Source organism: Bacteroidota bacterium, from assembly GCA_008933805.1.
Lineage (GTDB): Bacteria > Bacteroidota > Bacteroidia > UBA8524 > UBA8524 > SB11.
In genome coordinates this window covers 102,536-127,824 of sequence record WBUH01000002.1, presented here as the reverse complement: position 1 = coordinate 127,824, position 25,289 = coordinate 102,536, and the positions used below count along the sequence as shown (strand labels likewise).

Below are 25,289 nucleotides of genomic sequence, written 5' to 3'. Positions count from 1 at the left end.
TTTCTCATAAATATTTTAAAGAATTTGAAAAAAGTTTATCTCGTGTTACTGCTTGTTAGTGTGAGCATTAGTGTAAGTAGCCAAGTAAAGAAAGGCGACTTTATGCTGGGCGGAAATTTGGCCTTTGGGAGACAAAAGTCTCAACTGCCCGCCACTGCTTCTACAGGTATTGACGGACAAACTACCTTGAAGTTTGCTCCCCGCATAGGGGCGTTTTTTACCCCAAGGTTGTTGGTAGGTTTCGGTACCAATGTAAACTATACCGGAACCAGTGATACGTACACTGTGCTCGACTCATTGGGCAACTCATACCGTTTAAAAAGCCAATACTACGAGTTGGAACTGGGCATGGGTTTGTTTTCGTCGTATTACCTCCCTCTTAGCGACCGTTTATATTGGGTGAATACGGTAAGCGTTAACTGGGGTTCTCTTATCAGGGGAGATAAATTATCTACTCTTTTTGCTGACGACAAACCCCGACAAGATAGAGACCGCTACGTAGACGGGAAAATCTCAACCGGAATACAATATTTTGTGTTGCCGCACTTATCGGTTTCGGCAGGTTACCAGCCTTTTTCTATTACCTACAATTACCAAAAAACCATCCGCCAAAACACACCTTTAAGCAGCCGAAATAGAGTAATTGTCGATTTCTCGTCGGTAGCTAAAGGCTTTTTTATCGGGGTTAATTACTTAATAATTTCTGATGGCACAAAAAATGATAACTAAAATGCGTGTATTAATTGTAGTACTTAGCTGTTTGTTTGCATCGCAAGCAGGAGCGCAAATGTATAAAGGACGTTGGGCTGTAGGGGGTGATTTTTCATTTCTTAACTCCCGCAATGCACAAAGCAATTCAAGCAATAATTTCTCAGAAGAGCTGGGCACGGGGTTCAATTTCCGTGTGCACACAGGGCAGTTTATTACCAACAAGCTTTATACCTACGGCGTGGTTGGGATAAACTACAGCACCTTGCAGCGCAATTATGAGGCAGGTACTACCACAGGTGGTAAAGATATCCGCGAAACCCTTGCCAATGCCACCAACATTGGTGTTGGGGCGGGCACCCGCTGGTACATAAAAGGTACCGAAAGGGTGGGCTTCTTTCTTCAGGGGCAAGTAATGTTGTCAGGTACGTATGTGCGCCGCGATGAGTACTTTGTTGAAAATGATACCGTGAAAAGCGATACCAAAATTAAATACCCGTTTTATACCCTTGGCGTTAATATAAACCCCGGTGTGTATGTTGTGCTAAGTAAACGCTGGCAACTTACTTTTGATTTGGGTAACCTGTATTTTTCGCAAACCTGGCAGCCCGAAAAGAAAGGGGTAATTGAGCGCAGCAGCAATTCTTCGTTTGGTATGGATATAAACCTGTTTGATTTTAGAGTGGGTGCACTGTACTTGCTGGGTAAGAGTGAATAAACTAAAACACAGGGTTGAAACCCCATTCTGTTAAAATTACCCAATCCGTGCGGATTTAAGTCCGCACGGATTGGGTAATTACAAAAACGATAGGTTTTAACCTGTTGTGGTAAACAGCCCCCTTAAACTCACTTTTGAAGTAGCCCTATTATCCGACGGGTATAAAGCCCGCCGCTGTTGAGGGCTGCGTCCCGAAGGGTTTTAAATCCTTCGGGGCATTACTCGCTAAAAACCTGAATTTTATATTCGGGGTAACTTTTCCATTTATGATTAGCTATCCTGCATCTGCTATTACTACAACCAACTTTAACTATTACACAATACGGCTTATTTTTTAACGTCAAAACAAAACAGTATCATTGTATATTATTACATTGATGTTGCGAAAACATCTTACATTATTTTTATTTCAAACTACCATTACAAATGGCATATTCTAAAAAAGACCTAAAACCTCTTATACTACAAGTATTTAAAGACAATCCTACCCGCCTGATGAACCACAAGCAAGTAAGCGCAAGGCTGGGTATCGAAAAAATAAACAAAAACGTTATTCAATTATTAGAAGAGCTGAAAAAAGACGGGAAGATTAGTGAAGCTGAACGTGGAAAATACCACTACGATAACCCCATGAACACCATTGAAGGCGTGCTTGAGGTTACCCAACGCGGGGCTGCTTACCTTGTACCCGACGAAGGCGAAGAAGATATTTTTATCTCGGTTAACGACTTAAACCATGCTCTTAACGGCGACCGTGTTGCGGTTACCTTGTATGCGCGCAAAAAAGGCAAACGCCCCGAAGGCTTTGTGCTTGAGGTGATGCACCGCAGCAAAACCGATTACGTGGGTACATTGCAGCGTAATAAAAACTTCTCGTTTTTGGTGCCCGATGATAAGCGGATGTATGCCGATATTTTTATCCCGAATGAACACCTGAACGGAGCACTTGACGGACAAAAAGTAATTGCCCGACTAACGGACTGGCCTGAAGAAGCTAAAAATCCTTTTGGAAAGATTACCCACGTATTGGGTGAACCGGGTGAAAACGATACCGAAATGCACGCTATTGTTGCTGAATTCGGTTTCCCTGTTGAGTTTCCGTTAGAGGTAGAAAAAGAGGCTGAAAAAATACCTACTACCATTAGCAAAAACGAGATTAAGAAACGTACCGATTTTAGGGATACGCTCACTTTTACCATTGACCCTGCCGATGCCAAGGATTTTGACGATGCTTTATCGTTCAAACGCCTTGATAACGGCCACTTTGAAATTGGGGTACACATTGCCGATGTTTCACACTATGTAAGGCCGGGCACAAAACTGGACGAAGATGCGTTTAATCGCGCCACATCAGTGTATTTGGTTGACCGTACCATCCCCATGCTGCCTGAAATGTTGAGCAACGGGGTGTGTTCACTCCGCCCTAATGAAGATAAACTGACCTTTTCTGCCGTTTTTGAAATGAACGATAAGGGGCAGATTATTAACCAGTGGATTGGCAAAACCGTAATACACTCACAACGCAGGTTTACCTACGAAGAAGCCCAAGACCGTTTAGAAAGCGGCGAGGGTGATTTGGCCGAAGAACTGATTATACTGAACAACATTGCCAAAAAGCTGAAAGAAGAACGCTTTAGGCAAGGGGCTATAAATTTTGAAACCGAAGAGGTGAAATTTAACCTTGACGAAAAAGGAAAGCCCTTGGGCGTTTATAAGAAAGAACGTAAAGATGCCCACAAACTGATTGAGGAGTTTATGCTGCTGGCCAACCGTAAGGTGGCTGAATACGGTTACAAATACCGTACACCAAAACAAAAAGACCCCAACGTGTTTGTGTACCGCGTGCACGATGCCCCCGATGATAAAAAGCTACAAGATTTCTCAATGTTTGCAAAACGTTTCGGGTATCATTTAAAGTTAGATTCGCACAAAGCCATTACTAAATCTATAAATGAGCTTACGGCTGCCACCGAAGGAAAGCCTGAGCAAGGTATCCTGCAAAACATGGCCATTCGTACCATGTCGAAAGCGGTGTACACTACTCAGAAAACAGGGCACTACGGATTGGCGTTCGACTTTTACAGTCACTTTACCAGCCCCATCCGCCGTTACCCCGATTTGCTAACTCACCGTTTGCTTGAAAAATACCTTGAAGGAGGCAGCGAAAAACCCTCGCAAGAATGGGAAAAACGCTGCAAACACAGCAGCCAAATGGAGCAAAAAGCGGCCGACGCTGAACGTGCTTCTGTAAAATATAAACAAGCTGAATACCTGCAAACCGCTATTGGTCGTGTGTTTAACGGCATCATTTCCGGCGTTACCGAATGGGGTATTTATGTAGAAATTATTGAAAACAAATGCGAAGGCATGGTACGTCTGAACACCTTGTTTGATGATTTTTATGAGTTTAACGAGAAAGAGCAAGCCATTATAGGCAAACGCAGCAAACGCAAATACCGTTTGGGCGACCCTGTGATGGTGAAGGTTAAAAAGACCGACCCTGTAAAACGTCAAATTGATTTTGCAATGGTTTAATTGGTCATCCGTCCGCAGACAACAGTCCTTAGTAAAAACATACTATGGACTGTTGACCGCCGACTATTGACATCTAAATGTATCTTTGCCTCATGCGCCCATACGAAGAGTACCTTTCCTACATTAACAGCGAAATTGAAAAACGCCCGTTTACGGGAAATCCTAACAACCTTTACGAGCCTTTAAACTACATCCTTACTTTAGGCGGTAAGCGTATGCGCCCTGTGCTCACCCTTATGGGTTGCGAACTGTTTGGCGGCGCTATGGACACTGCGTTGAAACAAGCGTTGGGCATTGAGGTGTTTCACAACTTTACGTTGATGCACGACGATATTATGGACGTAGCTCCATTGCGCAGAGGAAAACCCACTGTACACGTAAAGTGGAACGAGCCTACGGCGATACTTGCCGGAGACTTAATGCTGATAAAAGCCATTGATTTGGTGCGCGATGCTGATATTTCTCTACAAAAACCTCTGTTAGATATTTTTAATCAAACAGCGATTGAGGTATGTGAAGGCCAGCAGCAAGACATGGATTTTGAAGGCCGTGAGAATGTTACCGAAGCGGAATACATTGAAATGATACGCCTTAAAACGGCTGTATTATTAGGTTGCGCGCTGCAAACCGGAGCAATGATGGCAAATGCAACCCCCGAGGGGGCAAAAAACATCTATCGTTTTGGGGAGTTGGTAGGTATCGGGTTTCAGTTAATGGACGATGTGCTGGATGTGTTTGGTGATAATGAAAAGGTGGGCAAGCAGGCCGGAGGTGATATTATCAGTAATAAAAAAACCTATTTATTGATAAAAGCCCTTGAACTGGCCGAAGGTGAAACTAAACAGCAATTAACCCACTGGATTAACGTTTCGGATTTTATACCAGCTGAAAAGGTAACGGCCGTAACCGCCATCTACAACACATTAGGCATAAAAGAACTGGCTACCCAAAAAAGTGAAAGCTATTTTACGGAAGCATACAATCTATTGGAAACGATTGATATGCCCGCTGAAAACAAAAAATACCTGCACGATTTTTGCGAATGGATACGCACCCGAGTTAGTTAATACGATAATATTCTTTATGAAAAAAAACACCCTTTTAACTATTGCTTTGGCACTTACAGGTGCATTAAATGCTCAAACCGATGCTAACCGTTTAATGGTGATTAAAGAGGGTATGGCCGGCTATATTGATAGTTTTGGTGCTGAGGTAATAGCCCCCGCATTTACTATGGGAAACCAATTTAGCGAGGGGTTGGCAAGTGTAGTGCACAACAATAACAAAGGCTTTAGGTACGTGTTCATTAATGATAAGATGGACATAGTAATAAGTACTGTTTTTGATGGTGCAGGTGATTTTAGCGAAGGGCTTGCCCGTGTGAATACAGGCGGCAAGTGGGGCTACATAAACAAAGAAGGTAAAACCGTTATCGAGCCGAAGTTTCAGTTGTGCTATGAGTTTTCTGAGGGATTTGCGCAAGCACAAACCAAAGGCAAGTGGGGGCTGATTGATAAAAAAGGCCAATGGGTAATTCAGCCTGAATATAACGACCTAACCCAAGTGGGTGAAGGATTGATAGCCGTGCAAAAGAACTTTGCAGGTAAGTGGACGTATATTGATACTAAAGGTGCACAAGTGATTAAAGACAGTTTTGAACGCGCAGGCTTTTTTGCCAACGGCCTTGCCCCTGTACGTAAAAACGATAAGTGGGGCTTTATAAATAAAAAAGGGGAAGTTGTGGTGGATTACCAATACTCAGGCGCACGCGAATTTAGCGGCGGTTTGGCCTGTGTAGAAAAAGACTTTGCCAAGTGGGGTTTTATAGACACCAAAGGTACTGTAACTATTGATTTTAAGTTTGACAGAAGCGCACGCTTCCGCTACAACCATGCGTTAGTTGAAACCACGAAAGGGTATGCGTATATCAATAAAAAGGGGACTATAATCTGGCAGGCAGCGCAATAACTGCTTCCTTTTATTCTGCTAAGTTGTCCAAGCTGTTGGTAAACCCGTTCAACGCCATAAACAAGGCAGCATCAACAGATTTGTTTTCAGACAAGGTGAGTATTTGTAGTAAGCGTTCAGCGTAGCTTTCGCTATCACTAAAATAAGCCATCAGGGGCACAAATATTTCTTGTACCTCGCTATCAGCCATGTTTTCAGCCGCATTTACAATGTCTTTTATGCTTGCGTCAACTAAATGCTGGTTTTTAATAATCGGTTCGTATATCACATACTCCTCTTGGTACAAATCGTCTTCGGTAAGCAAAAACTCTTTCAGAAAATCATCCAGTGAAATATCTGCACCAACCTCTTTGCACTCATTAATATACAGCAGGATGTTTAAAAACTCCGTGCCTCTGTCAAGGGTTTTCTCTTCTATATCCAGCCATTCCTGCGATTCAAGGTAGCCGTCTTCCAAATCTTTAGCGTCTGCCGTAAAGAAGTTAATCATCAGCAAATCAAAGCAAAACTCACCAATAGGTGCAAATGCAGGGTATCGCTCAAACACTCCGTCCACATTGTTCATCTTGGTTTCAAAACCGTCTATCTGTGAAAAAGCCGTAACCAATTCATTCAAAAACGATTGGTGTTGGTCTTCATCAATAGTAAGACCGTCTTTCTTACCTCCCTCTATAAAACCCGCTACCATTGCCTGTAAGGCATCTTTAATAGGCGCAAAAATCCGTGCTTCCATTGTGTTGTATTTAAAATTGGAGAAAATTATTGTTGTTAACGGTAACTACTACCTTGCCTGTAAGTTCATTGCCCCACAGCGGCGAGTTTACCGATTTTGAGTAGTTGGTGCTTTTATCAAACGTCCACTTAGCAGTGGGTGAATATACAGTAAGGTTTGCCGGCTGCCCTTCAGCAATGGTAGCAGCTTCAATTCCTAAAATCCTGCGGGGATTTTCGGTAACTGCTTTCAGCAAGGTATCCCAACCTATTGTTTTTTCAAGGGTGAGTGCAAGGGGTAAAAAGGTTTGCAGACCCAGCATACCGGGCGTAGCATATTCATACTCCAGTACTTTATTTTCAGCGTCCTGCGGGTTATGGTCGGTGCAAACGGCATCTATCGTTCCGTCTTTAACGCCTGCTATCAAAGCATCAACATCGGTTTGCGTACGCAAAGGCGGGGTAAGTTTAAAATTGCTGTCGTATTCTTCCAATACTTCATCCGTCCAAACAAGATGGGCTATAGAAACATCGGCAGTTACCTGCAAGCCTTCGGCTTTTGCTTTGCGTATCAATTCAACCGAACCTGCGGTGCTGATGTGCGAAAAATGAACGCGGCAGTTGTTGTAACGTGCCAATTCAATATCGCGCTTCACTATCAGCTCTTCGGCAAGGTTGGGAACGCCTTTCATACCCAAACGAGTAGAAACTATCCCCTCGTTCATCTGACCGCCTTTGGCAAGGCCGCTATCTTCGGGGTGAACGCATAACAAACCGTTGAAACCTTTGGTGTACAGCAATGCACGGCTCATTAATCCACTATCGGCAATGGCTCTATTACCGTCGCTAAAGGCTACCGCCCCTGCCGTGTGCATATCATACATCTCAGCCAGTTCGTTTCCTTCGCGTTTATGGGTGATGCAGCCCATTGGGTACACGGTGGTTACCTGCCCTTTGGCTCTGCTAAGTATGTATTCGACTTCTGATTTTGAGTGTACGGGCGGCTGGGTAGAAGGCAATACAGCCACCCCTGTGAAACCGCCTGCGGCGGCAGCTTTGCATCCGCTTTGTATGTCTTCGCGCTGCTCAAAACCGGGGTCGGCAAATTGAGCGCGCATATCCATAAAACCAACGGAAGTATACGTACCCGTACCGTCAATTACCGTTGCCCCATCGGACTGAGCAGTATTGGCGGCTACAATGGACTTTATCTTGCCGTTTTCTATTAAAATATCTTGGGTTTTGCCGTTTAATGGGCTGTTGGGTTGTGATACTGTGGTGTTTTTTATCAGCAGGTGCATTACGGCTACTTTAAAAATCTTAGCAATAATACTTCACATAAAAGGAAAAACAAGCCCATCATGATACAATACCTCCATAATTGCACCCCTTTATCAGCCTCAACAATGGCTGCCTGTATGCCTTTGGGGGTATTTTTCAATACTTTAATGCCTTGTATTTTTATCTGCTCTTCTAATTCTTTTTCGGTAAAGTACGTGTTTGCCGATTCATTACGGTTGTAATTAAACGCTACCCTAACACCTACATCCTGCCCTCCGCTTTCCAACGCATAATTTCCGGGTTGTTTCAACTCAGGGCCGGCGGCAAGATTCAGCTTGTTGTCTTTTACCACCATCTGGGGTATTAACTCCGCCTTGTCTAACTTCAGTTTATATACTTGGTCTTTGCCTGCGGCGAGGTTTAAACGCACTAATTGCCCGTTGCCGATGGTATAGAACAAATCAGGGCTTTGCACGCTGTTTAATGCCATGTTGAGCATGATGGGAACAAACAGTGCATGGGTGGCAAAGTTGTTCCACTCGCCGTTTAGAGGCGAATTAAACAAGTACACATGGCCTGCGGCATTGGTATAATGGGTAAGGAAACTTTGACCGCTTTGCAAACGCATAATAGGTTCGCCGGCACTGGCTTGGGTTACAAAGTATTTTTGCAATACAGGTTTATCCATATTGTCGCCCGTTTTCTCAAAAATATGCCTGAATAAGGGGTGGGCAACCGTAAGCCCCTCAACACGTTGGTTGGCTTCCATATAGGCTTGCAAAGGGCTTGCCCCTATTGAGCCTAAAAAATCGTTTACGCTTCTATCAACAACTTTATCAGCGGCAGGAAACACCACCAATGAACCGCCTGCGGTTACAAACTTACCCAGTTCGGCACTTAGCCCGCTTGAAACAGTTTTAACTCCGTTTAAAACAATCAGCGTGTATTTTGAGAAGGAGGAATAATCCAGTTGTTTGTCGCTCACCTCGGTTAGCTTGTAGTAAGCATCAATCTTGCCGTACACCGCCCCGATAAACTTTGAAGGCCCTTCGGGGGATATGGCAAGGATGTTTATCTCTTGTTTCACCTCAAAGGCAAAAAACAACTTATCGTCAAACGTGATGGGGTCGTCCATCACCGCCAATTCAGCATTTTGCCAACCCGAAGTAGTGGCGGTAAACGATAGTTCAATATCCTTGGTTTCGTTTTTACCAATGCTAAAATTGGCTAACCCTTTTTGAATGTTATTTATTTTTAGGGTGAGCGGAATGTTTTCTTGCTCATCGCCGAAGTTTTTAACACGCACCATCAGTTGTGCGGTTTGATTGGCCTGCACATAAGGAGTTAGCAACCACGCCGAGTCAACACTTAGGTTGGCTTTGGGGTTACCTTCCAGTTTCACCAGCTCGGTAAGTATGGTAGTATCGGTATTTACGGCCTCAACATCCACCATGTTTTGCTGAAAATCAGACAACACGTAGGCTGTTTTATTGGCCATCGGGTCTTTGTTAAGGGCTTCTTTTTGGCGGGCAATTATCTCGCTCAGTTTTCGTGAGGCAGGCGATACCTGCAATTCGTCAATCATCCGTAAAAATTCTTCACGGTTTACTAATCGTTGGTGTTTGCCTTCAAAATCAGCCGTTAGCAGTTGAAACAAATCGGTTGAAGAATAGGCGTTTGCAATATCGCGGGCTTTGTTTTTGGCTGCCTGAAACAGCTCTCCCTCATTGCCCACGCTACTCATGCTGAAAGAATTATCTACGTACACGCTTACTGCTGAAACGCCTTGCCTTGCCGCCCCCGAAGTAGCGGGAATAAAGGGCTGCACAAACGCCAGTACAATAAATACAATGGCAAAGATGCGCGCCATCAATACCAAAATATGCTTTAGGTTACGGCGCGAACGTGTTTCTTGCTGCACTTCTTGCAACAAAGCCACGTTGGTAAAATAAATGCGTTTGAATCGCCTGAAATTGAATAGGTGTATAACGATAGGGATGGCAATGGATGCCAATGCAGCGAAAAACAACGGGTACAACCAACTCATTAGGGTCAAAAATAGTGTTTTTGTTAATACATGAACGGCTGTAAAAGTAAAATGTTGCTTTGGGTTTGGGGATTAGTTGATGGTTGGTAGTTGGTAGTTGATGGTTGGTAATCATCAATCCCTAATCCCTAAACACCAACCACTAAACACTAAAAACCTACTCTATACTATCTTTTTAATTAAGCGTAGTTTGTGGGTGTAGCGGCCGGTATCCACATTAAAAATGCCTTCTTGGTCAATTTTATCAATGCGAACACAGCCGCCTGCATGGATAATACGACGAGAATCGAGCAGAATGCCCACGTGTACTATCTTGCCGTCCTCATTGTCAAAAAAGGCAAGGTCGCCCGGTTCGGTTTCATCCAAAAACGATAGTGTTTGTCCTTGAGATGCTTGCTGATAGGCATCCCGCATCAATGATAATCCGTTCAGTTTATAAATCACCTGTGTGAAACCTGAACAGTCGATGCCCCAAATAGCGCGACCACCCCACAAATACGGGGTGTTCACAAATTGCAACGCATCGCCCGTCATAACATCACGGTTGGGGGTGGTAACGGCACTGCGAACTTCTCCCCTCACCTCCCACAACTTACCGTTGTGTAGGGCTTGTCCGGCATCATTTATCTGTATTACCGAACCCATCGAAAGTCGGATGTGTTCATTGCTATGAACCAACTCGCCCAAAGCACTGTTCAGCAGTACTTTTTGGCCTTCGCTTGGCTTTGCCTCTACAAACTGGTTTTCGTGCAACCAGCCTTGGTAGTCGTCAAAATCGCACACCACCTGCATCCAGTTTTTTTCGTGGCCTATTACGCGATAGGTCTCACCAAATAATAATTGCGAAACCATCTCGCTTTTGCTTGACGGTTCGGCGCGTAAGGGTACAGATGAGTATGTGCAAATGCCTTGCATAAAAAAGGTTTAAAGTATTATAAGTGCAACCACTCTTTCTTGGTCAACAAATGCTCCTTAGTTTCAACGTGGTCGGGGTCGGGCACACAACAGTCAACCGGGCAAACGGCAGCACACTGCGGTTCTTCGTGAAACCCTTCACACTCTGTGCATTTATCAGGTACTATGTAATATACTTCTTTATTTATCGGCTCGTGCTTTTCTTCGGCGTTTAACTCCTTGCCGTCGTATAAAAATGTACCGCTAATTTCGTTCCCGTCGCCGTAAGCCCACATTACTCCGGCCTCATATATGGCAGTATTCGGGCACTCGGGTTCGCAAGCGCCACAATTAATGCACTCATCGGTTATCATTATAGCCATGGCAAAATTGTATTTTTGCAAAATTACTACTCGCCGGGGGTATTTACCTAACGCGTAGCCTTTGATTTTTTAATTTAAAATGGAACTGAACGAGATTTTAAACGCATTACACTATACAGGCCGCGTATTTAGCGATAAAAATGATGCTGAACTTTTGATTGCCATGCACAAGGCATACGTGGCAAACCCTTGGTTTACGCCTGAAAACATTGCCTTATCTGTGAATTATTGGAGTAAGAAACTTACGCCCGAAAGTTTGCAGCAATGGATTGAGCGCGAGCAAATAGGCAACAACCCCGCCCCAAAAACAGTAGGTATTATCGCCGCGGGAAATATCCCGTTGGTAGGGCTGCACGATATTTTGAGCGTATTGATAACCGGCAACCGTGCTATCATAAAACCATCCAGCGAAGACGAAGCTTTGATACAGTTTTTTATCGCTACTATGGTGCAGGCCAATCCTGAAATGGCTAATTACCTGCAAACTACTGAGCGTATTGAAAAGCTTGAAGCGGTGATAGCTACCGGTAGTAATAACACTGCCCGCTATTTTGAATACTATTTTGGTAAATACCCTAATGTAATCCGCAAAAACCGCAACAGTATTGCTGTGCTTACGGGGGATGAAAGCCCCGAAACGCTTACTAAGATTGCGGGCGATATTACAGGGTATTTTGGCAAAGGCTGCCGCAACGTTACCCAAGTATGGATGCCCAAAGGGTTTGATATTGTTAAGTTTATTGATAATACCCTGCCCTATAGCGATTTGATAAACCATAATAAGTATGCAAACAACTACGTGTACCACCGTGCGTTGTTTTTAATGAATATGGATACCCACCTTGATAACGGGTTTATGCTGTTTAGGGAGGATAAAAAGATTTACGCCCCCATAGGTACCGTTAACTATACTTTTTATGACGATTTGAGTGATGTTAAGGCTTTTATTGCTGAACATACCGAGGAAATACAGTGCGTGGTAAGTGAGGCTGATTTGGGCAACGTGGTTGCCCCCGGTGAAACCCAAAATCCTGCCTTGTGGGATTATGCTGACGGGGTGAATACCATTGAATTTTTGAAGGGGATTTGATTTTTTCCCGACAGGTTAAAGTGCAAGCCTTCGTCATTGCGAGAAACTGCTTTTGAGTTTTGAAGCAATCCGTTTGCTTTAATTGTGCGGGATTGCTTCGGGAGACCTCGCAATGACGAAAAAATAGTGCGGACTTAAGTCCGCACCGATGGGGTAATTTTAACAAAATGGGGTTTCGACCCTATTTGTAAATACAGGTATCAGTCAATGCCCAAATCACTGGTAAAGCTGCTCTCCAGTTTTACTTCTTCAATAGGCACTGAAAGTTTTTCTGAAACGAATCCTAAAAGTACCAGTTGTACATCCCTTTCACTGCATAGACCATTCTTATCGAAAAGTGTATTATAATTAAGTGATGTTATCCAGCTTATTAATTCCCCTATGGTGTGATTAAATAACCCGTCCTCAGACTTCACTTTTTTTAATCCAAAAAACTTATAGACTATCGCTGGTTTACCAGTACTATCAACTTTACTTAGTTTAGGTAATTTTAATGCTAAGTGATTTTCAAGCTTTACCCATACATCCTTTCGGATATCAATCTTTACAATGTTTTCTAAAATTGTTCGGGGGGTTATTTCCGATTTACTTAGTCCAAGCTCATTGCAAAAAAACTCCCTGACCTTATAAAACAGTACTTGTGTTTTGCACTTTTCTGCCGTTTGAAGCGTGATATGTTTGTGCACATAGCTTGAAAAATCGCCTACAGTAACAATTTTTTCAGCAACATCATTCGGAATCGTTATCTCAAAATAATCTTCGACTTCTTGCAGTAAGATGACGCTATCTAAACCCATAATACAAATTTAACGCAACCGATTGATGGGCGGTATACCATTAAACAAAAAACAGGATGCAAGGTGTTACCCTTAGCATCCTGCATCTATCATAGGCTAACTACTCTTTCTAGTTCTTAGCTATTAACATGGTTTTGGTGGCAATCACGTTGTTATCCACTATCAACGAGTAATAGTAAGTACCGGTTGCCATATTCAAGCAGTTTAATTCTAATTGACCGTACCCTGTTTTTTCAATCGGGAATGCCTGAATTAAACGACCGTTATTATCGGTAACTTTAATAAACGCTGATACTGTGGTTGATGGCAAGTAGTAATCAATAAAGGTTACATCACTTAACGGATTAGGATTGTTTTGCATCAACATGGCAGTTTTGTTAATCTCTACTTTTTGAGGTTCGGGGCTACCCTCAAGCGTACCTTGTTGTTTGTTAATGCCTTCCATCACAGCCACCTTTTCTTCCAGCTTCTCAATTTTTTCTTGTTGCTCTTTAATGGCTTGGGTAAGAACGGGGATAATGGCAATGTAGTTTACCGACAAATAGCCATCGGTTTCTTCAGTAACTGTATAAGGAAGTACTTCTTTCAACTCTTGTGCAATAAAACCGTAAGTATTTCCTTCGGGAAAGTTTCTGTTCTTAAACTCCTCTGTTTTAAACTTATAAACAACAGGGTTTAGCTTACTAATAATCTCATCGGTTTTTTCAATGGGTTTTACATCCGTTTTAAACCTGCTGTCAGAAGTCAAATTCATTCCGTTAATCAAACCCGTACCATTAATTGTAAGAATATGGACAGACGGCAAATCTTGGCAAGCATCACCTGGAGGGTTACCCCCCAACGTCATTACATTACTAAACCAGCTTTTACCGTTACCGTATATCACAGCTCTGTCGATTCCGTTACCTTGTATGGCAAGTGCTTTGGTTCCTGCTAAGGGATTGGTGTTCACCAAAATTCCATATCCAAAACTACAATTGGTATGCATAGCTGTGGCGTGGATAGCATTGCGGTTATTATTTTGCTCAAAGATATCGTCGCGGTTATCTATCGTTAATTTAAAATTCCATATAGGGTTGTTAGTACCAATACCCGCATTTTGAATCCGAAAAATTTTATCAGTAGGAGACATTGGGGCTGAAGTAGTGCCAACCGCATACCAATCATGATCTTGGCATTCGGGGTGACAGACTACCGTGGTATCCTCTTCCTCCTCGCAATCGGGATTACAAACCGAACGTATCACAACGCTATCCACTAAGATTCCTCCTGAATGGTAACAGCTACTATCCCCTTTAAACCTTAAAATTAAACTATCAGCAGTGGCTATAAAGGCATACGTTCTTTGTTTCCATACACCTGTGTCTGTTTTAGGTATCCGCATAGAAACAGAAAGGTCTGTAACACTATCCAAATAACGGATAAGCTGTATGGTGCCGAATGCAGCCTGACTTGTTGTAGCCCCACATCCTATCAAATTCTTATGTACACTTGTGAAAAAAGTTAATGTATAATTCACCCCTGGCGTTAACCCTAAAATTTTTTGTTGTATGATGCCATTGGTGTTCAAGTCAATGTGTTGCGTATCAGCACCTGGACATCCCATATTGTGATGGGTATAATGGTGTACATTAACATCCCCTCCAACATATGTCCAGTTGGCTAAAGTACTCGTTGATGAAAGAGTTGTGAAGGCTAAATAAGCGTTTGAATTCCAAGCGGTAGGGGTTGAGTTTTCAAAGCTCCCGTTTTGTACCAAGTTTTGTCCAAATGCAACGGAACTCAGCAACAAAAATGCTAAGGCTGATAAAAAATTTAATTTAATTGGTAATAGTTTTTTCATCGGTAGGTAGTTTAGTTGCTTACTCTATTAAGGCTTTTCAGCTTCGGCCACAAAACACATTGTTGTGTTAGCATTGTCAAATTCCCATTTATTCCAAAACAATTCGGGATGTTTTCACCAACGTGTTCAATTACTGTACAAACGTGTATATAAACTGGATATAGGTTTTGCTATTAATTTCTTGAACACAGTCTGCTTAAAAAAATCTGTAAACTGTTTTAACTTGCAACCACCTATGACCCGCGAAGAAGCTAAACAACGTATAGATAAACTAACCGCCGAACTGGCCGACCATAACTACCGCTATTATGTGCTTTCGCAACCCGTAATCAGCGATACAGATTTTGATTTTCTATTGAAAGAACTTGAAAAGCTGGAGGCTGAATATCCTGAGTTTATGCACCCCAACTCTCCTACCCAACAAGTAGGCGGAGCTATCACTAAGGAATTTGTAACGGTGAAGCATAAGTACCCTATGATGAGTTTGGGGAATACTTATAGCGAAGAGGAATTGACGGAGTTTGATAACCGCATTCGTAAATCAATCGGTGATGGGTTTGAGTATGTGGTGGAGCTTAAGTTTGACGGCCTTGCCATCAGTATTACGTATAAAAACGGTGAGTTGGTTCGCGCAGTAACCCGCGGCGACGGTGTGCAGGGTGATGATGTAACCAACAACGTTAAAACCATTAAGAGTATCCCACACAAATTACCTCCCGGCGATTACCCCGAAGAGTTTGAAATACGCGGTGAGATTTTTATGCACCTGAAAACCTTTGAACGGTTGAAGGATAAACTGGCTGCCGAACTGCGTGAGAAAGGATTGGATGAAGACGAGATAAAAGAACGCTCGTACAAAAACCCCCGCAACTTTGCTTCGGGGACTATGAAACAGCAAGACCCTAAGGAGGTGGCTAAACGCCCGTTGGATGCTTTTTTGTACTACATATATGCCGATACTCCCGTTGCTGAAACTCATGCTGAAAGTTTGAAAAAAGCCGAACAGTGGGGTTTTAAAGTGAGCGACCACTATAAACTTTGCCGCAACTTGGATGAGGTAATAGCCTTCATCAAAAAGTACGATACAGAACGTCATAACCTTAGCTATGATATTGATGGAGTTGTGCTAAAAGTAAACAACTACCTGCAACAGCAAGAGTTGGGCTTTACGGCCAAAGTTCCCCGTTGGGCGATATCGTTTAAATACAAGGCAGAAAGTGCCTCCACCCTGCTTGAAAAAGTTACCTACCAAGTAGGCCGCACAGGGGCTATTACTCCCGTTGCCAATCTTACCCCTGTGTTTTTGGCCGGTACTACCGTAAAACGAGCCAGCTTGTACAATGCGGATGAAATTGACCGCCTTGACTTGCATGAAAACGATACCGTATTTGTTGAAAAGGGCGGCGAGATTATACCCAAAGTAACCGGTGTTGATGAAAGCAAACGCAAGCCTGATGCTGCTAAAATTATGTATGCCACCCATTGCCCCGAGTGCGGCACTGAGTTACAACGCAAGGACGGCGAGGCTATACATTATTGCCCCAACGAAAGCGGGTGTAAGCCACAGCTAAAGGGTAAAATAGACCACTTTATCGGTCGGCGTGCGATGGATATCAGCAGTATTGGTGCTGAAACCATCAGCGGATTGTACGACAAAGGATTGATTAGCAGCTACGCTGATTTATATACACTTACCTACGAGCAATTAATTGGACTTGAGTTTGAAGTGGGTGATGATTTGGGCGAAAAGAAAAAACGCTCGTTGCAGGAGAAATCAGTGCAAAATATTTTAAAGGGTATTGAGCTTTCAAAACAAATCCCTTTTGAACGTTTATTGTTTGCATTGGGTATCCGTATGGTGGGCGAAACTGTTGCTAAAAAACTAGCCAAGCACTTTAAAAACATTGACGCATTGGCCGCCGCCACAGTTGAAGAAATGTCGGCCATACATGATATCGGAGAACGTATTGCAGTTAATGTGGTTCGCTTTTTTAGTGATGAAAACAACCGTGCCATCATTCAGAAAATGAAAGACAACGGCTTGCGCTTTGAAATTGAAGAAGACACCAGCATAGAACGCAGCGATAAACTACAAGGCAAAAGTTTCTTGGTATCGGGTGTTTTCAGCATCAGTCGCGATGACCTAAAGGCATTGATTGAAAACAACGGCGGTCGTAATGTTAGCGGGGTATCGGGTAAATTAGATTACTTGGTAGCCGGTGATAAAATGGGGCCTGAAAAGCTGAAAAAAGCTACCGACTTAGGCATTACCATCATTAGCGAACAAGAGTTTATGGCAATGATTGGCGGTTAGTTAACCAGACTTGCTATATAACCAAAAGGCTATCTCAAAAGCGGCGGGCTTTATGCTCGTCGGGGAGCGTCAGAATATCCGTCGCGTGTAGACGGGTATAAAACCCGTCTCTATTGAGAGTGTACTCATTGTTTTATACCAACTGAATACGAAAAAATTACCCCGAATATAAAATTCAGGGCTTTTAACAATAACGTTCCGAAGGGTTTAAAACCCTTCGGAACGCATCCCATCAATAGAGGCGGACTTTATGTCCGTCGCAAAATAGTTATACAACCCCTCTTTCACCGAATAGTACAAAATCTTCCGCCCTCCCCTATTTATCGTATATTTGTACTAACACACAACACACCATACTTGGGCATTAAACAACGCATAGGGCTGTACTATTATAAGGCCGAGGTGAAAAAGAAAAAACACCGCGACCGTAAGTTCACCCCGTTGGAAACAGCCAAATTGATAGGAGTTGTGTTTGATGCGGATAATGAAGTTGAGAAAAAAACCGCCTTGCAACTGGCCGAAATTTTACGCGGACAAAAAAAAGAAGTACTGCTAATGGGGTACTTTAATGCTAAAAAATTTCCTCCCAACTTGCACATTGCCTACGGCAACGAATATTTTAACCGCACCCATCTAAATTGGGCAGGTTTGCCGGTGCATATCAACCTAAAGTCGTACCTCAATACTACGTTTGATTATTTAATAAATATCAGCACTAATAACAGTGTTATTTTCCCTTACCTGATGGTGAAATCATCCGCCAAATGTACCGTAGGAAGGTATTCTCAAACCTTTGCCGATGCGTATGATTTAATGTTGGAAACTAAAGAGAATGACTTTATTGCCCAACTATTACACTATTTACAAAAAATTGGCTGAATTTTGCAGCCCAAAACCATTTGATACATGAATAAATTCAGAGGCACGGGTGTGGCTATTGTTACCCCGTTTAAAGCAAACAACGAGGTTGATTTTGAAGGTTTGGAAAACGTTACCAACCACATTATCAACGGTAAATGCGAGTACATCGTTATTTTAGGTACTACCGGAGAAACTGCCACCCTGAATAAACAAGAAAAACAGCAAGTGGTTGATACAATAAAAAGAGTAAACAATGGCCGTGTGCCTTTGGTAATGGGTATTGGCGGTAACAATACTGCCGAAATTTTAGAAACCATTGCCCATTTTGATTTTACCGGCTTTGATGCTGTTTTATCTGTTAGCCCTTACTACAACAAACCCAACCAACAAGGACTGATACACCATTATACCGTCATAGCTGATGCTTGCCCTGTTCCCGTGATATTGTATAACGTACCGGGACGTACAGGAAGCAACATGACAGCGGCTACCACGCTTACTCTTGCCAAACACCCCAATATTATCGGGATGAAAGAAGCCAGTGGTAACATGGAGCAATGCATGGCGATTATAAAAAATAAACCTGATGACTTTTTGGTTATCAGCGGCGATGATGCACTTACTCTGCCCCTTATTGGCGCGGGTATGGACGGTGTAATCTCAGTAATTGCTAATGCCTACCCTGCTGACTGGAGCGAAATGGTGCGCCTTGCCCTTGCAGGCGACTTTGTGGCTGCCCGCAAACTGCACTACAAACTGTTGGATCTAAGCATCACCATTTTTGCCGACGGAAGTCCGGGCGGTATTAAAGAGTTGCTTAACTACATGAACATTTGCGGTACTCATGTGCGCTTACCTCTTTACCCCGTAAACGATGAGGTAAAGAACAAGCTGCTGGACTTGGCCAAGAATTATTAATGAGCTCTAAAAAATATATTGCCCCATTATTAAAATGCCTTTTAATAATGGGGCAATCGTTTTTATTAGGGTTTATTGCTACAGCCAGAATTTTTGGCGGCTCAAACTTCATTTCCCTTACGTTTGCTGTAGTAACATTAATTCCTATACTGCTATTCTTACTATTTATCTACATAGTCAACTTAAAAATCATTGATTACTACTATGCTGATTTAAGTTATAATCAACGGTTAGCATTAATAGTTATCTCTTTTATTTCAGGAGTATCAGGGATTGTAACTGCCTTCAGTTGGTAAGAAACAGAAAAGCCATCGGCTAACTGATGGTTATCAGCTACTCCAATGGCTTTTTTTTGATTGTTAAACCTACCTGATGAGCTTAAGCCGTTTTTTGTTTCTTCTTAGAAGCTATGTCAATCATCATAACTACAAGACCTAAGCAAACAACTGAAGCCAACACCACTTCGGCAACACTAGGGATAATCATTAATAACATACAGCAATTATTTATTTACAGGAACAAAGTTGCTGCATCTACGTTAAATTATTCCTTTTGGTTAAACACATATCCACCGCTAACCGATTTATTAAGTATTTAATTTAGTACAGGTATTTTCACCCTGTTTTTTACTCGTTTTTACAAATCCCAATCGTTTAAGTAGGGTATTGCATGGTATGCAGTAAGGTCGAACTGTGTAGGGACTACTGATACATAATTGTTTGCAAGTGCCCACTCATCGGTATCCTCACCGTGGTCTTCGTTTAAAAACCGACCTGTGAGCCAATAATATTTCCGTCCGCCCGGGTCAGCACGTTCGTCAAAGTTCTCCTGCCATTTGCCTTTGCATTGGCGGCATATTTTAATCCCTTTAATTTCTGATTCGTTATCCACCTTGGGGAAATTCACATTTAACAGTGAACCCTTGGGCAACCCGTTTTTAAGCACATTGTTGCAAATGCTCAGTATAAATTTCTCAAGCGGGGCAAAATTGGCCGCGTAGCTATAATCACACAACGAGAAACCGACAGAAGGAATGCCTTCTATAGCTCCTTCAACAGCGGCTGACATGGTGCCTGAGTAAATTACATTGATGGATGAGTTGGAACCGTGGTTAATACCTGAAACCAGTAAATCGGGTTTACGGTGCAACACTACATCAACAGCCATTTTAACACAATCTACAGGTGTGCCTGATGATTGATAGGCTTCGATGCCGGGGTATAAATCTACCTTATCCAAGCGCAAAGGCTTTGAAATGGTAATAGCATGCCCCATACCCGATTGCGGGCCTGCGGGGGCAACTACTATCACATCGCCCAATTGCTTCATCAATTCCACCAAAAAACGAATACCGGGGGCTGATACACCGTCATCATTAGTAACTAATATAAGGGGCTTCGTTTGTTTACTCACTTTTGATTTGCTTATTTAATGATTTAGAGATTTGTTGATTTAAATAAGAAAATCAACAAGTCAACAAATCAGAAATTAATTATGCTTGCCCTGTGGGGCCGCCAAAATTCATGGGGAAACTTGGGAATGATTCTTCGTTGTTTATTGTGCCGAAGCTTTCTTCAAACTTATTTACGTTATCGCTAAGGGCCATTAGCAACCTTTTAGCATGGGTGGGGGTAAGTATCACCCTCGATTTCACTTTTGCTTTAGGTACACCGGGCATCATACGGATAAAATCAATAATAAATTCAGAATGCGAATGCGTGATGATAGCAAGGTTTGAGTAGGTACCATCAGCCACATCTTCACTTAGTTCTATATCTATTTGCTGTGTATTCTCTTCGCTCATTATGGTATTTGTTTAGTATTACAAATCTAAGGTATTGCGGGTTGCATTGATGCACTAAGGGCAACAAAAAACCCACAGGTTTGCACCTGTGGGTTTTGTATAGTTTCCCTAAAGGGAGTTTTGATTAGTCTTTGGTTGCCATCAACATATCGTATTCTTCTTGCGAGCCTACGATCATTTTTTCGTATTCGCGCAAACCGGTACCTGCGGGTATCAAGTGACCTACGATAACGTTTTCTTTCAAACCTGCCAAGTAATCTACTTTGGCTGATATTGAAGCTTCGTTCAACACCTTGGTAGTTTCCTGGAACGACGCTGCACTCATCCAGCTTTGTGTACCCAACGATGCTTTGGTAATACCCATTACAACGGGGCGTGCAGTAGCTGATACAGCATCGCGAGCTTCAACCTGTTTCATATCCTTACGTTTCAGCATCGAGTTTTCGTCGCGTAGTTTACGTAAAGTAACTATCTGACCTACTTTCAGGTTGCTTGAATCGCCGGCATCAGAAACAATTTTCTTGTCGTAAATCCAGTCGTTTTCCTCATTAAAGTTCAAACGGGTTACAGCTTCACCTTCCAAGAAACGAGTATCGCCCGGATCGGTAATTTCAACTTTCTGCATCATTTGGCGTACAATCACCTCAACGTGTTTATCGTTGATTTTTACACCCTGCAAGCGGTAAACCTCTTGGATACCGTTTACGATATAACGTTGTACAGCGCTAGGGCCTTGAATACGCAATATATCTTGAGGGGTAATCGCACCGTCGCTCAATGGGTCACCGGCTCTGATAAAGTCGTTGTCCTGAACAAGGATGTGTTTCGACAACGGCACCATGTACTTACGTACTTCACCGTCTTTAGATTCAACCATAATCTCACGGTTACCACGCTTAATACCTCCGTAGCTTACCACACCGTCAATCTCAGATACAACGGCAGGGTTAGATGGGTTACGGGCTTCAAACAATTCAGTAACACGGGGAAGACCACCGGTAATATCTCGGTTACGTGATGTAACACGAGGTATTTTTACCAGAATGCGTCCACCTTCAACTTGTTCTTTATCGTCGATTACGATGTGTGAGCCTACCGGAATGTTGTATTCTTTAAGTACTTCACCTTTCTTATCAACAATCTTGATTGAAGGGATTTTGGTTTTATCCTTGCTATCGATGGTTACTTTTTCTTTGTGACCTGTTTGTTCGTCGCTCTCTTCGCGGAAGGTGATACCTTCGATAATGTTTTCGAACATGATTTTACCCGAGTGTTCGGTCATAATCACCGCGTTGAAAGGATCCCAAGTACAGATGATGTCACCTTTTTCTATTTTTTGGCCTTCAGATACCATCAAGTGTGCACCGTAAGGTACGTTGTTGGTAATGATGGTATTGCCGGTGGTTTCGTCAACGATACGTACTTCACCTGAACGACCTAATACAACAACTTGCTCGCCGTTGGTACCGTTCACTTTTACTGTACGTATATCTTCAAACCTTACAATACCGCCAAATTTGGCAACTTGTGTTGATTCTGTAGCTGAACCTGAAGCAGCACCACCCACGTGGAAGGTACGCAGGGTAAGCTGTGTACCGGGTTCACCGATTGACTGTGCGGCAATTACACCTACAGCCTCACCTTTTTGAACCATGCGGCCGGTAGCAAGGTTACGTCCGTAACACTTACCGCACACACCGTTTTTGCTTTCGCAGGTCAACACTGAGCGTATTTCAACCATCTCAATGGCTGACGCATCAATTTTCTTAGAGATATCTTCGGTTAGTTCTGAACCTGCAGGACATATCATCTCACCTGTGATAGGATCAATAATATCATACAAACAGGTACGACCTAAAATACGCTCGTACAAGCTTTCCACAATATCCTCGTTGTCTTTCAACGCTGAGGTTGGGATACCACGAAGCGTACCGCAATCTTTATCAGTGATAATCACATCTTGGGCAACGTCGTGCAAACGACGGGTTAGGTAACCCGCATCCGCTGTTTTCAACGCCGTATCGGCCAAACCTTTACGAGCACCGTGCGTAGAGATGAAATATTCTAGTACTGAAAGACCTTCTTTAAAGTTTGAGATAATGGGGTTCTCGATAATCTCACCTGTACCACCGCCAACGTTTTTCTGTGGCTTGGCCATCAATCCCCTCATACCACCTAACTGACGAATCTGCTCTTTAGAACCACGCGCTCCTGAATCCAACATCATATAAATGGGGTTGAAACCTTGGTCGTCGGTGCTCAAATGTTTAAGCAGGCTATCAGAAATACGCGAGTTGATACGGGTCCAGATATCAATTACCTGGTTGTAACGCTCGTTATTGGTGATGAAACCCATGTTATAGTTACTCCAAATTTCATCTACCTCTTCTTTAGCTTGGTCAATCAGTTTTTGTTTTTCTTGAGGTATGTTTACATACGCCAAGTTAAATGAAAGACCGCCTTTGAATGCGTAGTGGAAACCTAGGTTTTTGATATCATCAAGGAACTTAGCGGTTTTTTGCACGCCAAATTCTTTTACCATATCACCAATGGTATCACGTAGTGACTTTTTGGTTAGCAATTGGTTTACATATCCAAACCCGTAAGGAACTACAAGGTTGAAGATGATACGACCAACGCTGGTTTCGATGATTTTTTCAATCAGTTGTTTGTTCTCCCTAACTACAACTTTACATTTCACAATGGTGTGAAGTTCTACACGGCCTTCGTTAAAGGCAATGATAGCCTCTTCTGAACCATAGAATGTAAGGCCTTCGCCTTTCACCGGCCTTTCGGGGGTGCTGCGGCGTAGTTTGGTTATATAGTACAATCCCAACACCATGTCCTGTGATGGTACCGCAATAGGGGCACCGTTAGCAGGGTTCAAAATGTTGTGGGGAGCAAGCATTAATATTTGGGCTTCCAATATGGCCGCGTTTCCAAGTGGAACGTGAACCGCCATCTGGTCACCGTCAAAATCCGCGTTAAAACCTGTACACACCAATGGGTGCAAACGGATGGCCTTACCTTCAACCAATTTAGGTTGGAAAGCTTGGATACCCAACCTGTGCAGCGTAGGAGCACGGTTTAGCAATACGGGGTGAGCTTTTAGGATGTTCTCCAAAATCTCCCATATTACCGCTTCTTTACGGTCTACTATCTTTTTAGCTGATTTTACGGTTTTAACAATACCCCTTTCAATCAGTTTGCGGATAATAAATGGTTTAAACAACTCAGCAGCCATACCTTTTGGCAAACCGCACTCATGCATTGCAAGAGTTGGACCTACCACAATTACTGAACGGCCAGAGTAGTCAACCCTTTTACCCAAAAGGTTTTGACGGAAACGACCTTGTTTACCTTTAAGCATATCGCTCAAAGATTTCAAAGGACGGTTACCTTCTGATTTCACAGCGTTGGCACGACGGGTGTTATCCAACAACGAGTCAACAGCTTCTTGCAACATACGCTTCTCGTTACGCAAAATCACCTCGGGAGCTTTGATCTCTATAAGGCGTTTCAAACGGTTGTTACGTATGATTACACGGCGGTAAAGGTCGTTCAAATCCGATGTTGCAAAACGTCCGCCTTCCAAAGGCACCAATGGGCGCAACTCAGGAGGGATAACGGGCAATATCTTCATTATCATCCACTCAGGACGGTTTTCAACTTCTTCGTTTGCACTACGGAAACCTTCGATAACTTTCAAACGTTTCAAGGCTTCTTGCTTACGTTGTTGTGAAGTTTCGTTGGCTGCCTGGTGACGAAGTGAGTATGAAAGGTCGTCGAGTTTAATCCTTGAAAGCAAATCCCACAAACCTTCAGCACCCATTTTGGCGATGAATTTATTGGGGTCAGTATCTTCAAGGTATTGGTTTTCTTTTGGCAACGAGTCAAGAATATCCAAGTATTCTTCTTCGGTCAAGAAATCCAAGTAGTTTACACCATCTTGTGCTTTCACACCTGCTTGTATTACTACGTAACGTTCGTAGTAAATAATCATATCAAGCTTTTTGGTAGGCAAGCCTAACAGGTAACCTATTTTATTAGGTAGTGAACGGAAGTACCAAATGTGGGCTACGGGCACAACCAATTGGATGTGTCCCATACGCTCGCGGCGTACTTTCTTTTCTGTAACCTCCACCCCGCAACGATCGCACACGATACCTTTATAACGGATACGTTTGTATTTACCGCAATGGCATTCGTAATCTTTTACAGGCCCAAAAATCCTTTCGCAAAACAAACCGCCCATTTCGGGTTTGTATGAGCGGTAGTTTATGGTTTCGGGCTTGGTTACCTCACCGTATGAACGTTGAAGAATGGTTTCAGGTGAAGCCAATCCTACACGTATTTTGGTGAAGTTACCTTTTACTTTTAAATCTTTTTTTGACGACATATAGTGTCTTTTATTACA

20 protein-coding genes are annotated in these 25,289 nt (G+C 42.9%); 10 read left to right on the top strand and 10 right to left on the bottom strand.

Features of this window, described 5'->3' with window-relative positions; all coding sequences use genetic code 11:
• The first annotated feature begins 24 nt into the window (after positions 1–24).
• The 5 genes from F9K23_02715 (at position 25) to F9K23_02695 (ending at position 5,929) form a co-directional block, all read left to right on the top strand.
• Positions 25–729, top strand: coding sequence for a hypothetical protein (locus tag F9K23_02715; GenBank protein KAB2918074.1), 705 nt, complete (start codon positions 25–27; stop codon positions 727–729).
• Positions 707–1,426: a hypothetical protein gene (locus F9K23_02710; protein KAB2918073.1), complete on the top strand. Its 720-nt coding sequence runs from the start codon at positions 707–709 to the stop codon at positions 1,424–1,426. Before F9K23_02715 ends, F9K23_02710 begins: the two co-directional genes overlap by 23 nt.
• 426 nt (positions 1,427–1,852) lie before the next feature.
• The gene (rnr, locus tag F9K23_02705; protein ID KAB2918072.1) at positions 1,853–3,961 is read left to right on the top strand and encodes a ribonuclease R; all 2,109 of its coding nucleotides are present in this window, start codon (positions 1,853–1,855) and stop codon (positions 3,959–3,961) included.
• 92 nt (positions 3,962–4,053) lie between these two features.
• Entirely contained in the window at positions 4,054–5,028 is a 975-nt protein-coding gene (locus F9K23_02700; GenBank protein KAB2918071.1) for a polyprenyl synthetase family protein, read from the top strand.
• Positions 5,029–5,044: 16 nt separating this feature from the next.
• Positions 5,045–5,929, top strand: a complete 885-nt coding sequence (locus F9K23_02695) for a WG repeat-containing protein (GenBank protein KAB2918070.1) — start codon at positions 5,045–5,047, stop codon at positions 5,927–5,929.
• Between the two features lie 10 nt (positions 5,930–5,939).
• Here F9K23_02695 and F9K23_02690 read toward each other — a convergent pair whose 3' ends face one another.
• The 5 genes from F9K23_02690 to F9K23_02670 all read right to left on the bottom strand — a co-directional run bounded on the left by F9K23_02690 (position 5,940) and on the right by F9K23_02670 (position 11,245).
• Positions 5,940–6,662 (bottom strand): hypothetical protein, encoded by a 723-nt coding sequence (locus F9K23_02690; protein KAB2918069.1) that lies wholly within the window; start codon positions 6,660–6,662, stop codon positions 5,940–5,942.
• Between the two features lie 10 nt (positions 6,663–6,672).
• A complete protein-coding gene (locus F9K23_02685; protein KAB2918068.1) occupies positions 6,673–7,941 on the bottom strand; it encodes a dihydroorotase in 1,269 nt (422 codons plus the stop codon).
• Between the two features lie 5 nt (positions 7,942–7,946).
• Positions 7,947–9,968 carry a hypothetical protein gene (locus F9K23_02680; GenBank protein ID KAB2918067.1) on the bottom strand — a complete coding sequence of 674 codons (2,022 nt, stop codon included), beginning with the start codon at positions 9,966–9,968 and terminating at the stop codon, positions 7,947–7,949.
• A 162-nt stretch (positions 9,969–10,130) separates the two neighbouring features.
• Positions 10,131–10,883 carry an NlpC/P60 family protein gene (locus F9K23_02675; GenBank protein KAB2918066.1) on the bottom strand — a complete coding sequence of 251 codons (753 nt, stop codon included), beginning with the start codon at positions 10,881–10,883 and terminating at the stop codon, positions 10,131–10,133.
• Positions 10,884–10,900: 17 nt separating this feature from the next.
• The gene (locus F9K23_02670; protein ID KAB2918065.1) at positions 10,901–11,245 is read right to left on the bottom strand and encodes a 4Fe-4S dicluster domain-containing protein; all 345 of its coding nucleotides are present in this window, start codon (positions 11,243–11,245) and stop codon (positions 10,901–10,903) included.
• A gap of 79 nt (positions 11,246–11,324) precedes the next feature.
• On the opposite strand from F9K23_02670, the gene F9K23_02665 reads away from it, so the two are divergent.
• On the top strand, positions 11,325–12,335 hold the full coding sequence (locus F9K23_02665; protein ID KAB2918064.1) for an acyl-CoA reductase: 1,011 nt from the start codon (positions 11,325–11,327) through the stop codon (positions 12,333–12,335).
• 200 nt (positions 12,336–12,535) lie between these two features.
• Here F9K23_02665 and F9K23_02660 read toward each other — a convergent pair whose 3' ends face one another.
• Complete coding sequence (locus F9K23_02660; protein ID KAB2918063.1) at positions 12,536–13,132, bottom strand: hypothetical protein; 597 nt, start codon at positions 13,130–13,132, stop codon at positions 12,536–12,538.
• Positions 13,133–13,241: 109 nt separating this feature from the next.
• Positions 13,242–14,975: a DUF642 domain-containing protein gene (locus F9K23_02655; protein KAB2918062.1), complete on the bottom strand. Its 1,734-nt coding sequence runs from the start codon at positions 14,973–14,975 to the stop codon at positions 13,242–13,244.
• Between the two features lie 235 nt (positions 14,976–15,210).
• Here F9K23_02655 and ligA point away from each other — a divergent pair, with 235 nt between their 5' ends.
• The 4 genes from ligA (at position 15,211) to F9K23_02635 (ending at position 19,364) form a co-directional block, all read left to right on the top strand.
• Positions 15,211–17,289: an NAD-dependent DNA ligase LigA gene (gene ligA / locus F9K23_02650; protein KAB2918061.1), complete on the top strand. Its 2,079-nt coding sequence runs from the start codon at positions 15,211–15,213 to the stop codon at positions 17,287–17,289.
• A gap of 357 nt (positions 17,290–17,646) precedes the next feature.
• Complete coding sequence (locus F9K23_02645; GenBank protein KAB2918060.1) at positions 17,647–18,168, top strand: hypothetical protein; 522 nt, start codon at positions 17,647–17,649, stop codon at positions 18,166–18,168.
• Positions 18,169–18,195: 27 nt separating this feature from the next.
• The gene (locus F9K23_02640) at positions 18,196–19,068 is read left to right on the top strand and encodes a 4-hydroxy-tetrahydrodipicolinate synthase (GenBank protein KAB2918059.1); all 873 of its coding nucleotides are present in this window, start codon (positions 18,196–18,198) and stop codon (positions 19,066–19,068) included.
• Positions 19,068–19,364, top strand: coding sequence for a hypothetical protein (locus F9K23_02635; GenBank protein KAB2918058.1), 297 nt, complete (start codon positions 19,068–19,070; stop codon positions 19,362–19,364). Before F9K23_02640 ends, F9K23_02635 begins: the two co-directional genes overlap by 1 nt.
• 340 nt (positions 19,365–19,704) lie before the next feature.
• Here F9K23_02635 and surE read toward each other — a convergent pair whose 3' ends face one another.
• From surE to rpoC, 3 genes are all read right to left on the bottom strand, one after another.
• On the bottom strand, positions 19,705–20,481 hold the full coding sequence (surE, locus tag F9K23_02630; GenBank protein KAB2918057.1) for a 5'/3'-nucleotidase SurE: 777 nt from the start codon (positions 20,479–20,481) through the stop codon (positions 19,705–19,707).
• Between the two features lie 79 nt (positions 20,482–20,560).
• The gene (locus F9K23_02625; protein KAB2918056.1) at positions 20,561–20,872 is read right to left on the bottom strand and encodes a DUF3467 domain-containing protein; all 312 of its coding nucleotides are present in this window, start codon (positions 20,870–20,872) and stop codon (positions 20,561–20,563) included.
• A gap of 124 nt (positions 20,873–20,996) precedes the next feature.
• Positions 20,997–25,271 carry a DNA-directed RNA polymerase subunit beta' gene (rpoC, locus tag F9K23_02620; GenBank protein KAB2918055.1) on the bottom strand — a complete coding sequence of 1,425 codons (4,275 nt, stop codon included), beginning with the start codon at positions 25,269–25,271 and terminating at the stop codon, positions 20,997–20,999.
• Between the last annotated feature and the right edge of the window lie 18 nt (positions 25,272–25,289).